This is a genomic window from Streptomyces sp. NPDC031418 (assembly GCF_055581605.1).
Map to the genome: position 1 here is coordinate 261,109 of NZ_JBVIJC010000011.1, position 13,357 is coordinate 274,465.

17 protein-coding genes and 1 pseudogene are annotated in these 13,357 nt (G+C 67.2%); 13 read left to right on the plus strand and 5 right to left on the minus strand.

Features of this window, described 5'->3' with window-relative positions; all coding sequences use genetic code 11:
* Positions 1-8: 8 nt before the first annotated feature.
* On the minus strand, positions 9-545 hold the full coding sequence (locus tag ACZ5CZ_RS18835) for a cysteine hydrolase family protein (RefSeq protein ID WP_385846468.1): 537 nt from the start codon (positions 543-545) through the stop codon (positions 9-11).
* Between the two features lie 258 nt (positions 546-803).
* A complete protein-coding gene (locus ACZ5CZ_RS18840; protein ID WP_468944068.1) occupies positions 804-1,418 on the minus strand; it encodes a hypothetical protein in 615 nt (204 codons plus the stop codon).
* Between the two features lie 441 nt (positions 1,419-1,859).
* Here ACZ5CZ_RS18840 and ACZ5CZ_RS18845 point away from each other — a divergent pair, with 441 nt between their 5' ends.
* The 7 genes and pseudogenes from ACZ5CZ_RS18845 (at position 1,860) to ACZ5CZ_RS18875 (ending at position 5,377) form a co-directional block, all read left to right on the plus strand.
* Positions 1,860-2,063, plus strand: a complete 204-nt coding sequence (locus ACZ5CZ_RS18845; protein WP_468944071.1) for a hypothetical protein — start codon at positions 1,860-1,862, stop codon at positions 2,061-2,063.
* 28 nt (positions 2,064-2,091) lie between these two features.
* Positions 2,092-2,301, plus strand: a complete 210-nt coding sequence (locus tag ACZ5CZ_RS18850; RefSeq protein WP_468944074.1) for a hypothetical protein — start codon at positions 2,092-2,094, stop codon at positions 2,299-2,301.
* Positions 2,302-2,382: 81 nt separating this feature from the next.
* Entirely contained in the window at positions 2,383-2,757 is a 375-nt protein-coding gene (locus tag ACZ5CZ_RS18855) for a nuclear transport factor 2 family protein (RefSeq protein WP_385846471.1), read from the plus strand.
* A 395-nt stretch (positions 2,758-3,152) separates the two neighbouring features.
* Entirely contained in the window at positions 3,153-3,455 is a 303-nt protein-coding gene (locus ACZ5CZ_RS18860; RefSeq protein WP_385846472.1) for an antibiotic biosynthesis monooxygenase, read from the plus strand.
* Positions 3,449-3,612: pseudogene (locus tag ACZ5CZ_RS18865) on the plus strand (IS5/IS1182 family transposase); the annotation flags it as partial. The gene ACZ5CZ_RS18860 and the pseudogene ACZ5CZ_RS18865, both read left to right, overlap by 7 nt.
* A gap of 185 nt (positions 3,613-3,797) precedes the next feature.
* Positions 3,798-4,628 (plus strand): nucleotidyltransferase domain-containing protein, encoded by an 831-nt coding sequence (locus ACZ5CZ_RS18870; RefSeq protein WP_468944077.1) that lies wholly within the window; start codon positions 3,798-3,800, stop codon positions 4,626-4,628.
* Between the two features lie 185 nt (positions 4,629-4,813).
* Positions 4,814-5,377 carry a hypothetical protein gene (locus tag ACZ5CZ_RS18875; protein WP_468944079.1) on the plus strand — a complete coding sequence of 188 codons (564 nt, stop codon included), beginning with the start codon at positions 4,814-4,816 and terminating at the stop codon, positions 5,375-5,377.
* Between the two features lie 181 nt (positions 5,378-5,558).
* On the opposite strand, the gene ACZ5CZ_RS18880 is transcribed toward ACZ5CZ_RS18875, so the two are convergent.
* Complete coding sequence (locus tag ACZ5CZ_RS18880; RefSeq protein ID WP_468944082.1) at positions 5,559-5,888, minus strand: hypothetical protein; 330 nt, start codon at positions 5,886-5,888, stop codon at positions 5,559-5,561.
* Between the two features lie 100 nt (positions 5,889-5,988).
* Between ACZ5CZ_RS18880 and ACZ5CZ_RS18885 the strand changes: the two genes are divergently transcribed.
* On the plus strand, positions 5,989-6,549 hold the full coding sequence (locus ACZ5CZ_RS18885; protein WP_468944084.1) for a GNAT family N-acetyltransferase: 561 nt from the start codon (positions 5,989-5,991) through the stop codon (positions 6,547-6,549).
* A gap of 296 nt (positions 6,550-6,845) precedes the next feature.
* The gene (locus tag ACZ5CZ_RS18890; protein WP_468944087.1) at positions 6,846-7,184 is read left to right on the plus strand and encodes a hypothetical protein; all 339 of its coding nucleotides are present in this window, start codon (positions 6,846-6,848) and stop codon (positions 7,182-7,184) included.
* Between the two features lie 91 nt (positions 7,185-7,275).
* Here the strand turns inward: ACZ5CZ_RS18890 and ACZ5CZ_RS18895 are convergent, their stop codons facing one another.
* Positions 7,276-7,704 (minus strand): P-loop nucleotide/nucleoside kinase family protein, encoded by a 429-nt coding sequence (locus ACZ5CZ_RS18895; protein ID WP_385846477.1) that lies wholly within the window; start codon positions 7,702-7,704, stop codon positions 7,276-7,278.
* A 229-nt stretch (positions 7,705-7,933) separates the two neighbouring features.
* On the opposite strand from ACZ5CZ_RS18895, the gene ACZ5CZ_RS18900 reads away from it, so the two are divergent.
* The 4 genes from ACZ5CZ_RS18900 (at position 7,934) to ACZ5CZ_RS18915 (ending at position 10,960) form a co-directional block, all read left to right on the plus strand.
* Positions 7,934-8,263: a PadR family transcriptional regulator gene (locus tag ACZ5CZ_RS18900; protein ID WP_385846479.1), complete on the plus strand. Its 330-nt coding sequence runs from the start codon at positions 7,934-7,936 to the stop codon at positions 8,261-8,263.
* A 2-nt stretch (positions 8,264-8,265) separates the two neighbouring features.
* Positions 8,266-8,658 (plus strand): DUF1048 domain-containing protein, encoded by a 393-nt coding sequence (locus tag ACZ5CZ_RS18905; RefSeq protein WP_385846480.1) that lies wholly within the window; start codon positions 8,266-8,268, stop codon positions 8,656-8,658.
* A 151-nt stretch (positions 8,659-8,809) separates the two neighbouring features.
* Positions 8,810-10,045 carry a serine hydrolase domain-containing protein gene (locus tag ACZ5CZ_RS18910; protein WP_385846487.1) on the plus strand — a complete coding sequence of 412 codons (1,236 nt, stop codon included), beginning with the start codon at positions 8,810-8,812 and terminating at the stop codon, positions 10,043-10,045.
* A 534-nt stretch (positions 10,046-10,579) separates the two neighbouring features.
* On the plus strand, positions 10,580-10,960 hold the full coding sequence (locus ACZ5CZ_RS18915) for a hypothetical protein (protein WP_468944091.1): 381 nt from the start codon (positions 10,580-10,582) through the stop codon (positions 10,958-10,960).
* 171 nt (positions 10,961-11,131) lie between these two features.
* Here the strand turns inward: ACZ5CZ_RS18915 and ACZ5CZ_RS18920 are convergent, their stop codons facing one another.
* Positions 11,132-13,240, minus strand: a complete 2,109-nt coding sequence (locus ACZ5CZ_RS18920) for a discoidin domain-containing protein (RefSeq protein WP_468944213.1) — start codon at positions 13,238-13,240, stop codon at positions 11,132-11,134.
* Positions 13,241-13,357: the final 117 nt, after the last annotated feature.

Here is a 13,357-nt window from a genome sequence, read left to right on the forward strand (position 1 = left end):
AGGAGCTGTCACTTCCAGAGGTCGTGGCTCGTGCACACGCGCGCGCCCATGTTCCGCTCCATCATCCGCAGTGCCGCCCGAGCGAGATCTTCGTGGATGTGCGCAACAGCGTCCTCGGGAACGGTCACCTGGAAATGACGGATGTGGGCGTCCAGGGCCGAATAGAGCACGCACTGCTCGGTGACCTGGCCGCAGAGCACCAACTGCTCGATGCCCTGCTGTTGCAGCAGATACTGAAGCGGGGTGTCGAAGAAGATGGAGTGCCGGGTCTTGAGAACGAACAGCGACTCCTCATCGGGCCGCAGAGGCTCCACGAGATCGGCATGAGGCCCCGCGAGAGCGCGGTTGAGCAGCTCACCGTGGTGGGATCGCCATTCACCGAAATTGTCGTTGACGTAGACGACCGGTACGGCCCGGCGCCGAGCGCGCTCGGCAAGGTCGGCTACGACCGGTACGACCGACTCGGCCGACGGCAGCAGCAGTTCCGCGTCCTCGTGGTCGTACGTGTTGATCATGTCGATGATGATGAGAGCGACCTTGCTCACGGTGTCAGATCTCCGTCCAGGGGTGAGGCAGGTGATCACTGTCGCCGTTCCGGATCACAGGTCGGAGTAAACACCCTCTTCGGCACATATGTGCAACAGCGACTCGTGAGGAACGCCAAGCAGCGTGCGGTGTTCCCCCAAGTCTGCGGCGAACCGGACCCGCCGCCCCGGCGCCACGAACATCGGCCTGGTTCCACCTGACCGCTCTGCACCGCTGACCCGGGCAACCTGGCCGAACAGTCGTGCCGGCCGCGCCCCTCAAGGCGAGCCGTTCGTCAGCAGCAGGTGGAAGAAGTGGTCCCGGTGGACGAGCGTGGCGGTGTCGGAACCGCTGCCATCGAAGTACACCGGTAGCTGTGGCTCCTCGCCGCTGTAGTAGCCGGTGGAACGCATGAAATCGGGGCTGACAGCGGCGAAGGACCACGCCGGGCCGTCTGCGCCGAGCAGTTCGCGGAGGAAGCCCCGCACCAGCCGCTCGGCATCCGCCGCCGGGTAGTGGTGGCCGTACGGGCTGAACGCCTCGCAGAGCATCCAGCGCAGCCGTGCCAGGAAGCCTGCATGGCCAAGCGGGCTGACCGTGGCGCGGAAGCCCTCGCGCAGGAGCGGGAGCACGAAGGCCTCAGTGTCGTACTCCTCCGACAGGTTGTACCAGTTGCGGCGCACGTCTGCTGCACGCATCAGCTGCGGGAAGAGGGCGCTGCGCAGGAACGCGTGCAGGACATCCTGGCGATTCCCGGCTGAGAGAGGTACGTCGCTCTCCGCCGTGAGGAGCAAGGTGTTGCTGTTCATCGCATGGTCGACGGCCGAGAGGAAGGCGTCGACGGCGGGAGGCTCAGAATCGTTCGTCGGCGCGGTGAAGCTCGGGGAACGCATGGTGACAGCGTTGTGGACGACCGGTCGCTGCTTCAAGCCGCATCACGCGGTGGCTGCGTATCCGTCCGGAGCCGATCCCCGCTGGTGGGGGTGGGCCCCGAACAGCCATCCCGACCACGGCGTCACAACGCCAGGCCGCCGAACTCGACCAACCAGGTGATCCCCGAGCTGGTGGTGAACGGACCTGTGGCCGGCGGTGGTGGCCGCCGTGCCCTCGTATGCGACCCGCGCACCGCGACGACCCGGGAGATTCCCCTCGTCTTGGTCACCCGACACCCTCTGAACTCCCACTGGAGGCCGGCCGGGAGCGGAGGAAGCCCCCGGGGGAGGAGCCTGGGGAAATCGCGTCGAGCCTCGGTTCCCTATCCGGATACCCTTTCGCAGCCGGTCCGTGGGCCGGCCTTCGACCGAGCATGACCTGCAACGACACAGGGGGAAGAGATGACCAGCACGAGGAAGTCGTCGAGTACGGCAGCACCCACGACCGTCCGACGCCCGGACAAGCCCCTGGTCCTTTTCAGCGACGAGGCGTCCGCCGTGATGCGGCCGCTGCCCGGTCCGGCGAACTGCCTGGGGTCCCCGCTTGAGACGCTGACCTGGCAGGAGCCCCCCGCCTTGGCGGACAGGGACGGCGACGTGCAGTGACCGAGGCCGGCAGAACATCTCGCAGATCGTGATCACTCCCGTCGACGGTGAGCCGTACCTCTTCGACGAGGGCCAGCACCCGGAGGCCGGCCTCACCTTCTACCCGGCCGACGAGCAGCACCAGCGCCGGGTCGGCTGGAACCGGATCAACTCCCAGACACACACCGAAGTCGTCAGGTGCGGCGCGGTTCCGCCCAGCCTCTGGGTCATCGACGGCAGGACCGTCCTGCGCCGCTAGTGCCGGGACCGGGATGGTTCACCGTGATCGGAAACCGGCCCGCGGGACGAGTGCACGCGAAACGGCTGGTATTACTGGGGCATGCAGGAAGAGATTGCACGCTCCGCGATCGACACATTCATCTCCGCGTTCAACGCCTCCGACGACAGCTATGTGACTGCTCTGCTCTCCCAGGCTCTGACCTCGGACGTGGTCTTCTGGGGGCCGTTGGGGCGCAGCGAAGGAATCGCGGCGGTCGAGCGGTTCGTGCTGGACATCCGGCGCCACCCGGCGGGGACCGGCACGATGGTGCGCTGCTCGGCGGTGGACATGCCTGACGAGTGGGCCCGGTACCAGTGGGTCTTCACCACGCCGGACGGAGGTCCCCGCCTGACGGGAACGGACGTCGTCCATCTGCGGCGAAGCCTCATCGACCAGGTCATCGTCTTTGCCGGGGAGATCGAACCGTCCACCTGAACGGGCCCCCTTCGGCGCTCGGGGGCTGCGGTTCGCGGGATGACGCCCTACCGGCGGTCGTCGTCCGCGGATGAGCAGCCGTGAAAGCGGGTGACGCCGTGAGTGCGGCGGTAGGTCGCCGGCAGCCGGTTTGGCTTGCCCTGTTTTCGTCCAGCAGGAGCCCGCGGTGTGCAGGTGGGCCAGATCCCCAGGCGCCCTGACTCATCGAAGGCGAAGACCCGGTCCGGGAACCGGTCCAGAGCCGGATCCGCCGGCTGCGGCGGTGGCCTTGTTGCGATCGTCATAGACCGCCCCCACCTCATAGGCTGACATGTACAGTGCAGATCTGGACTGATGGGTAGGCAGGGCGCGCCCACCGGATTCCGGAGGCGCGGAGGTCAAAGGGCGGTCGTGGCATGTTTGCGGTGATCTACCGGTGGCGTTTGCACGAAGGCAAGGAACAGCAGTTCGCAGCTGGTTGGCATCGCGTGACACGTGCGATGCACAAGCACTGCGGCAGCTACGGATCACGTCTGCATCAGGCCGATGACGGCACCTGGGTGGCGTACGCACGGTGGCCGGATGCCGCCACTCGCGAGGGCTGCCCAGACGTGGACCCGGAAGGGGAAGCCATGATGAGTGAGGCGATCGCTGAGCACCTCCCCACCATTCGATGTCATGTGGTGGACGACCTTCTCGCCGAACCCCGTGACATTTGATCTCGGAGCGGACCGGTCTGCCCCTCTCGATCGGTGTCTCCACCGCGAACAAGCACGAAAGCCAGGGGCTTGAACCCTGGTACGGGGCATACCTCCCACCCGTTCCCGGCGTGGGCCCCGCCGACGGCGGCCCGCCAAGCTCCATGGAGACAAGGGTCCTTCGCCGGGATCGCGGCCAGCCTGATCTGTGTTCCGCCGGCTTGGCAGCCGAGCCGTCCCCTATGATCGCGATCATGGGCAACTTCTCCTGAGCGGGCCGCGACGGTCCCCAGACATTCGCCCGGCAGGTGCCGGGCTCCGTCAGCGTGCCCGCACGCCCACCTCAGGAGACACGACCACACCATGTCCGTTCACTCTGCCTGTTCCGCCCTGGACGACCGCATCGCACGCCTGCGACAGCTCGCCCACGCCGACACCCGGCTGGAGGGCGTGCTGCTCTACGGCTCGTGGACCGTGGGCGAGGCCGACGCCCATTCCGACATCGAGGCATACCTCTACGTCCAGGACGACCGCCTCGCCGACTTCGACGGCCCCGCCTTCCTGGCACAGCTCGCACCGCTCCAGCTCTCCTACACCAACATGTACGGCATCCTCTCCGTCGTCTTCGACGACCTGATGCGCGGCGAGTTCCCCCTCACCCCCGCCGGCCCCGGCATCGACGAAGTGCCCACCTGGCGAGGCATGGTGCACCTACCCCGCCCCGACGACGCCGTCCTCCTCGACCGCCGCGGCCGGCTCACCCAGGCCGCCCGGCAGCTAGCCACCTTCCAGCCGCCCGAGCCGGTGACCACCGCCCAGCAGCTCACCGACGAGCTGACCAACTGGACCCTCATGCTTGCCCATGTACTCGCCCGCGGCGAGATCGCCCGCGCCCACGCCTTGCTGCACACCGTCATCGCGCCCCAGCAATTGCAGCTCTGCCGCCTGTTGCGCAACAGCACAGCCCATTGGCTCACTCCCAGCCGCGCGCTCGAACAGGACCTGCCCGACACCGACCGTCATCGCTACGTCACCACCACAGCTGTCGCCCGCGACCAGGATGTGCGCACGGCGGCACGCAACAGCTGGCGCTGGAGCCTCGACCTCGCCTCCGAGGCTGCTGACCGCTGGGCCATTCACCTGCCGCACGAACTCCACGAACACATCAGCAGCCGCCTGAACGACCCTCGCTGACCACATCCCGCTGGGGCTACCAGACTCATCCGGTAGCCCCAGCCTGGCGGCCCCGGTCGCAGGGGCCTGTCCGCCGGGCCTTCGCGGTGCCCCTGCCACCCAGGCTGAGACGGCCGCTCCCGGCCATCTCGCCCCAGCTAAGGAGAAAGCAACTGACTCCGCACTCCCTCGCGTTCTATGTGGACGTGATCACATCTGGAACCGTCCTCGGCGCCAAGCCGACGGACAGTCCCGACAAGGTCAGCGCGATCCTGGGTTCCGATTTCGCCGAGAACTCCCTTGACGACTACAGCATGTGGCGCGACTACGGATTGGCCGAGTTCTTCTGGAGCCGGGAATCGCCCGACCACCCATGGGAGGGGCACCACTTCACCTTGCAGGTGCACCGGCTTTCGTACGGGGGCAGCAGCATCGTCAACAAGGTGATTCGCGAGCGGTACGGCCGCTTTGACCGTCACCTCCGCTTCGACAAACTGCAGCGGCTGTTGTCGAACCGAGGCGTGCGTCTGGAGGACGTCCCGGACACCAACGCCCCCGCCTTCACCCTGCACTGGAACCCGGCTTCCCAGACGTCCGTCATGGCCTTCCGGCAACGCGAGTGGGGACGGTCTCGCCGGCGCGGCAACGACCTTGTCGGTGACGTGCACAAGATCTCTTCACCACTGACTGCGGAGCAGGTGGCATGGCACAGAGCACGCTACGGCCGTCAGGACGCCTCGCGCAGTTCATCGGGTGTGCCTGCCGGATGAGTGATCATCGACCTTGTACTCGCGGCGTGCCGTTCGCTGGGCTGGGCTGGGACTGCGGGGACGCCTTGGCCGCCGCTGAGCGGCTGGCAGCGGGCAAGGAGTTGGCGGCGGACCGCTGGCACTGCCATGACGCGAAATGTGTGGCCCTGGCCGCGCCGTACGGTCACCCCTTGGTCGAGCGCTACCCGCTCGGCGGACTCCAGGTAGGTCGAGAGCGGATCGCGCCGCGGCTGACGCCGTGGTCGTGAGCAAGGGCGGCGACGGAGTGGCCTACCAGGTACGCGGTGCGTACGACGTCGGCCGGGACGGCAGGGCAGTGACCGCCCGTGCTGCCCTTAGCCTCGGCGGCCCGCGGGCCGCCGTACGCCAGCTCGCGCTGGAGTTCGCCGGCGGCGAGGGTCTGCACCATGAACTTCACGGTGGACAGCAGTTCTGCGGTCCGCGGGTGGCGGGCGGTGATGTTTGTAAGCACTGCTTTGGGCACCAGCGCACCAGCGTTTCGTGGCTCCATGACGTACGAAGTTGATCTGGCTCCACCGGTATGACAAGGCTGTTCAGGCCAGGGTCAGGAGGGCCTGTGCATCGCATCTGGCGGCGTGATCGAATAGGGGATGACTTCGTTCTGGACTGGCAAGCGGGTACGTCTGCGCGGTATCGAGCCCGAGGACTGGACGGCGTTCGCGGGCTTCGCCGTCGATGAGGAGCGGTCGGGAGACCTGCTGCATCCGCCTCGGTCTACTGAGGGGTTCCGTGCCTGGGCGAAGGAACAGGCCGTCGCGGAGTCCGATGGTGACTGCTTCACGTTGGCCGTCGAAGCCGTGGACACGGGGCAGATCGTCGGGGCTGTCGGATCCCACTACGCAGATCCGCGGGCGGGGCGATTCGAGTACGGAATCACGATGGGTATGGGGTACCGGCGTAAGGGCTACGCGACAGAAGCCGTGGTGATGCTGCTGCGATTCATGTTCGCCGAGCGGCGGTACCACAAGTGCGAGGCGCGGATCTTCGCGCACAACGAGGCATCGCTGGCACTGCATCGCCGTCTTGGCTTCACCGAGGAAGGGCGCCTGCGCGATCACGTGTTCTTTGCCAACCGACACCGTGATCTCGTCGTCATGGGCATACTCGCCGACGAGTTTGCGGAGCTGCACTCGATGAGCGAACTTGAGTGAACGCTGAGCCTCCGGGAGCAGAGTGAGGCTGTGGCAGCCTACCGACGACCTGCCCTCTTTGGGGCGGATGCGCTGCTCCGTTCGCCCGGCGACGGCAGGGCTTGTGTGTCGATCACGGTCATGTCGGGAGGCCGGGATGGGTTTGTCGCGGACGGAGCTGTTCGCTGCGATCCGAAGGGACAAGCGTCTTGATCCGGAACTGTCGCAGCGAGTTCTGGCGGAGAAGTACGGAGTCCATCGCCGGACGGTGAGGGCAGGCCCTTTTGTCTGCTGTTCCGCCGCGGCGGAAGAAGCCATTGACGAGGGACTTCGTCGTCCAGACGGCCACCACCCGCCCGACCAAGCTCGGCCAGCTGTTCACCCCGTGGTCGATCGGCGAACGTGCCGCATGCCTGCGGAATCCACGGTCGCATGATCCGGATCGTGAGCGAGGCGTTACGGTGCCTGCTCGTCTACCCGACCGCGTCTTCGCGTTCGACGAGTCCGGCACGTTCGTCGTCCGCCCAACCGCCGGCTGTGGCTGGGCCAACCCGATCGAGGTCCGCTTCGGACCGCTGCGTCAGTTCACGACTGCCGGCTGCAACCACCGCCACCACACCGTGCAGACCAGAGCGCTTCACGCGTACCTGCGCTGACGCACCACAACGACGCGAGCGCGCCCGCATCCGCTGCGAGAACCGGGGAGGGCATCACCCCTCGGCTGAACGGCTTCAGGTCTTCCGGCCTTCAGGTCGAGGGCTGCATGACGACCTGCTCACCCTCTCCCTCCGGTTCCTCGAACTTGGTCAGGTAGCGACTGAACAGCGTCTCGTCCACTGTGACGGAGTTGGGGCCCTCCTCGGCGTTCCGTGTTTCAAGGCGACGTTCCAGCGTCGTCCGATCCGCCTTGAGGTGAATCAGTTCCCAACGGCAGCCGTGTTTCTCGACCAGCGCCTTGTAGTCATCGCGGGCGGCGCGACTCCAGAAGGTGTAGTCCATCACCACATCGCGCCCGGCCAGCATCAGCTCGACCAGCTCCTGCCGCTGCTCGCGGCGGACCTCTTCCTTGAGCTGGTCGAACGCCTCCGCATCCAGCACCAGGCCGGCGTCACGCCGTCCGAGTCGCTGCCACACCACCTCGTCGATCGACAGGCGAACGGAACCGCGTCCCACCACGATCCAGCGCGTAGGTGGTCTTGCCCGCTCCCGGAAGACCACACATCAGCACCACCGTGCTCAATCGCTGCGTCACCGAGACAGATTAGTCCCGAGGACGCGCCGACCTCAGCGGCCAGCAGCGCGCCCGCTACCAGGCCCGTCTACTCCCTCTTGCTCAGTACCGGTAGTCAGCGTTACGGTGTACTGGTACTCAGCAACACTGAATACCTCGGCAAGGAGGTGCTCCATGGCCAAGCTGCTGACGGAGATGCTCAAGGGCACGCTGGACGGTCTCATCCTCGCGTCCCTGTCCGGCCGGCCTGCGTACGGCTATGAGATCACCGCACGGCTGCGGGAACAGGGCTTCTCCGACATTGCCGAAGGCACCATCTATGCCCTACTCCTGCGGATGGAAAAGCGCGGCCTGGTCGACGTGGAGAAGGTGCCTTCCGAGAAGGGCCCGCCGCGCAAGGTGCACTCCCTGAACGCGCAGGGGCGGGAGTACCTCGAAGAGTTCTGGAGGACCTGGAGCTTCCTCGCAGAACGACTGGAACAGCTCCGCGAAGGGGGAAAGTAGCCATGTCCGAGGTGGAAAAGAGCGGTTTCCTCTCCAAGGTGATCGGGCCCAAGAAGCGCTGGTGGGCGTACAAGGCGCGCGTCAGGACGCTTCCCGCGGACCACCGGACCGCGGTCGAGGCGATCGAGAAGTACCTGATGCACTTCGTGCCGATCGATGAAGACAGCAGCGCGTCGATGTTCGAAGACCTCGCCGACCTGTTTGAGCAGGCTGCGGCCGACGGCACGCCGATCCGCGAGATCGTCGGAGAGGACCCGGTGGAGTTCGCCGAGGCGTTCGCGCAGAACTACTCCGAGGGCGGTTACGCGCCCGCCCGCGCACGGACCCGGCTGACCGACGACATCGAGCGTGTCGCCGCCGGTAACGCGGCCGGAACCGAGGACACGACGGCCTGATCGCGCCGTAGCACATCGCCCCCCAAGGGCCGAGCACCACTTTCATCGACTAGCCCGCCCCGCGCGGCCGCCGGCGATTGACCGGTCGGCGGCCTCCCGTGCATGCCCGCGGCACCGTCGAGACCGACCACAGTGTGCAAGGAGATACATGATGGGAAACGGCAACAACGGCCTCTCCGAAAAAGGGCTCCGCAGACTGCGCGAGGTGCTGGAGCGGTATGTGGAGTCCAAGAAGATTCCCGGGCTCGTTGCCCTGGTCGGCCGGGGCGAGGAGACCCACGTCGAGGCGATCGGGACGATGCGCCATGACGGCGGCACCCCCATGCGCCGGGACACCATCTTCCGTATGGCGTCCACCACCAAGCCCGTCGCGGTCGCCGCGACCATGGTTCTGCTGGACGAGTGCCGGCTGCGGCTGGACGACCCGATAGACCCGTGGCTGCCCGAACTCGCCGACCGGCAGGTCCTCAAGCGCGCGGACGGCCCGCTGGACGAGACCGTACCGGCGCGGCGTCCGATCACCGTACGCGACCTGCTCACCTCGACCTGCGGTCTCGGACTGGACACGACGGCGATGGGCTCGCCCATGATGGCCGCGTACTTCGAGCAGAGGGTCTACGGCGAGAACGGCTGGATGCTGCCGGCCGTGGAGCCGGACGAGTGGATGCGCCGCCTGGGGACGCTGCCGCTGATGTACCAGCCCGGAGAGCGGTGGCTGTACAACGTCAGTGACGACGTGCTGGGCGTGCTCGTCGCCCGGGTGACCGGCCAGACCTTCGAGGCGTTCCTGCGCGAGCGCATCTTCGACCCGCTGGGCATGAAGGACACCGGCTTCCACGTGCCCGCCGGCAAGATCGACCGACTGCCGCCCCTGTACGCCCCCGATCCGCAGACCGGGGAGTTCACGGTGGAGGACCCGGCCGAAGGGGGACACCACAGCAAGCCCCCGGCGTTCCAGTCCGGCGGCGGCGGACTCGACTCCACCGTCGACGACTACCACGCCTACTTCCGGATGCTGCTCAACCACGGAATGCACGGCACCGAACGGATCCTGTCCCGGCCCGCGGTCGAGCTGATGACGTCCAACCGCCTCACCCCGGAGCAGACTTCCGCTCTGCAGTCCTGGGCCCGCAGTGTCGTCCATCTGTCACATGGTCAGGGGCAGACCGGTGGCTGGGGCTTCGGGATGACGGTGCGCACCTACCGCGGCGACTACGCGCCGATTGGCCAGTTCGGCTGGGACGGCGGAGCCGGCACCACGACATACGCCGACCCGCACAACCAGCTCGTCGGCATCTTGCTCACCCAGACCGGGATGTCCACCCCGGACTCGGCGCGGGCCATTCAGGACTTCTGGACCACCCTCTACCAGGCCATCGACGACTGACCTGCTCCCTGGCCATGGCCGGTCCGGCAACCGAACCGTTTGAGGCGCTCGGTCATCGGCATGGTCGTCTGTATCCGGACGATTCCGTGTCTGCTTCCGGCTCCGGCTCCCGTGCGGCCCAGCGGCAAGGCCGCACACCGGCTCACTCCTGCACAGCGCCGCCGTCGTCGTCTTCGTCCAGCGCGATCGCGTCCGGATCGCGCAACGGGCAAGGCACCGGGGGACGCTGGAGGTGGAACTGTAGCGGCCCAGCAGGTGTCGTCGACCGGGTCGCCCACGGCCAGCAGGTGCTCCAGCGCGCCGTGGGTGCCGGTGTCGACGCCGGGCATGGTGGCCCGCCAGAACCCCTGGTCGTCCAGGTGTCTCGTTTGTCAGATCAGATGCCCTCTGTCATGGCAACGACCGCTGGACGCCCGCTGATTCACACCAGCGAGTGGATTGATCCCAGGGGCAGCCCCGTCGGCGTGTTTCCCGATCGGATGCCAGCATCATGTGGGCATCCCACCCACACCTGCCCGCCGAAGGGAACCCACCATGCGTCTGTGCTCTGCGCTGCTCGCCATCACGAGCGCCTTCGCCCTGGCCCTTCCATCTGCCACCGCCGCACACGCACAGGACGAACTCGGGCTCAACTACAAGTACATCGACACCGCAACCGGGGCCGCAGCCAGCGCGACCCTGCCGGAACAGCCTCCCTTGAACGAATGCATCCTCATCCAGGAAGTCGCCGAACTCGCACCTGGGCAGGAACACGCGGATGCATTCGCGCCTCAGAACACCAGCAGCAGGGCCAATGCCCAGATCTTCGCGGCCGACGACTGCACGGGGACCCCCAAGGTCGTCCTCAAGCCAGGCAGTGACCAGGAGCCGGATGATGTCACCTTCCGGTCGGTGAAGTTCGTATTGCCCGGCTAGGGACTGTCCGGCGGGTCACCGGCGCAGCCATAGCCGGATAGCGGTGAGGGTGTGCGTTTACGGTGCGCTCGACTTCGTTCATGAGGAAACGTGTCTGGCGGCACGCCCTTGAGATCGCCACGTGGTGCGGCGGGACATCCGAGATGTCCCGCCGAACCGAGGTGCAGGTGGCTACTGCCAGACGCGCACGTAGTCGACCAGCATCTTCTGCGGGAAGACGGTCGAGGCGTCGGGCGCGCCCGGCCAGTCACCGCCCACCGCGTTGTTGAGGATGATGTAGAAGGGGTGGTCGTAGACCCACGGCCCCTTCGTGGCCTCCAGGGTGGAACGGGCGACGGTGAAGAAGGCGTTGCCGTCGACCGTGAAGGTCATGTGGCTGGAGTCCCAGTCCAGGGCGTAGGTGTGGAACGCGGACGAGAAGTCGCTGCCCGCGACCTGGTACGGCGAGCCGTAGCCGCCCGCACCGTAGTACGCGGGGGCGTGGATCGTCGAGTAGACGGTGTCGGGGACCTTGCCGATGTGCTCCATGATGTCGATCTCGCCGCAGGCGGGCCACGGAGTACCCGTCTTGAAGTTGGAGCCGAGAAGCCAGAACGCGGGCCACAGGCCCTGGGTGCCGGTCACCTTGATCCGGGACTCGACGTGTCCGTACGTGAAGTTGAAGTGGTCGGAGGTGTTGATGCGGCCGGAGGTGTACTGGCAGGTGGTGGAGCCGGTCAGCGGGTCCGTGGGGCAACTGGAGCCCGGCGTGGCCTCCTTGCGGGCCTCGATGACGAGGTTGCCCGCGCCGTCCATCGTGGTGTTCCTGCCGTTCGTGTAGTACTCGAGCTCGCCGTTGACGCCGGGTCCGGTGTCCTGGGTCCACTTGGAGGTGTCCGGCGTGGTGCCTGCCGCGGTGTTGAACTCGTCCTGGAACACGATGTGTTCAGGGTTGCCAGGGTTCGGCGGATCGGCCGGCGGAGCCGTCGGGGCGCCTCCGGTGCCGAAGACGTCGAAGGTCCACAAGGAGTATCCGTAGGCGGTGCCGCGCGCCGTGCCGTACATCCGCACGTACCGTCCGGTGCCGTTCACGTCCAGGGTCTGCTTGAAACCCTTGCCGGTGGTGGTCGAGTAGATGTCGGTCCAGTTCGTGTTGTCGGGCGACACCTGGATCTCGTACGCGCTGGCGTAGGCCGGGTCCCACTGGAGGACGACCTGGGTGACGTGGGCGGTCGCGCCGAGGTCGACGGTGATCCACTGGGGGTCGCTCCAGCCGCTGCCCGCCGCGGTGGCCCAGCGGGTCGCCGGGTCGTGGTCGACGGCCTTGGCCGGGGTGCAGCCGCCGCACTGGGCGTCGTCCTGCTGGCTGGAAGCGGTGGCGGGCTTCTTGTAGGAGAGCAGCACCGCGTTGCCGCCGTCCGGTGGCGTCGTCCCGGTGGTGAAGACCTGGAACTCCCACAGCGAGTAGCCGTACTGCGTGGCGCGAGTGGTGCCGTACATGCGCACGTAGCGGCCGGAGCCGGTCAGGGTGAGGAGTTCGGTCGCGCCCGCGCCGGTTGACGTCTGGTAGACGGTGGTCCAGGTGGTGCCGTCGTCCGAGACCTGGATCTGGTACGCCTTCCCGTACGCGGCCTCCCAGCTGAGCTGGACGCCGCAGATGCTCTGCTGCGTGCCGAGGTCGATCTGGAGCCACTGCGGGTCGGACGCGGCGCTGGACCAGCGGGTCCCGTTGTTCCCGTCCACTGCGGCTGATGCCGGGGTGCCGGCGTTCTCGGTGGAGGAGGCGGTGGTCGGCTTGTTCAGCGCGGCGTTCGTGGTCGAGCAGCCGGTGCCGCTGCTGCCCGCGGTGCCGTAGACCTGGAACTCCCACAGCGAGTAACCGTACTGGGTGGCGCGGGTGATGCCGTAGAGGCGCACGTAGCGGCCGGTGCCGTTGACGGTCAGGGTCTGGCTGCCGCCGGTGGCCGTGGTCGTGGAGTAGATGTCCGTCCACGAGGTGCCATCGGCCGAGGCCTGGATCTTGTACGCCTTGGCGTAGGCGGCTTCCCAGTTGAGGACCACCTGGCTGACGGTGACGTTGGAGCCGAGGTCGACCTGGAGCCATTGCGGGTCGGACGCGGCGCTGGACCAGCGGGTCGAGGTGTCGCCGTCGACAGCGGCGGACGCGGGTGTGCTGCCGTTCTCGGTGGACGACGCGGTCGCGGGCCTTCCCTGCGACAGCAGCGTGCCCGCGGCTTGGGCGGGTGGCTGAACCAGGGCCAGCAGGCACGTCGTCAGCAGTGCGGTGACGAGGGCGAACAGCGGGGCGCGGGGCGTCCTTCGCGTTGAGCGGCGGTGCGAGCGGTGCGGGGGTCTGCTACTCACGGCGTCTCCTGCGGGTTGGTCGCCGAATGAGAGAGCGCTCTCCGGACGGACCGA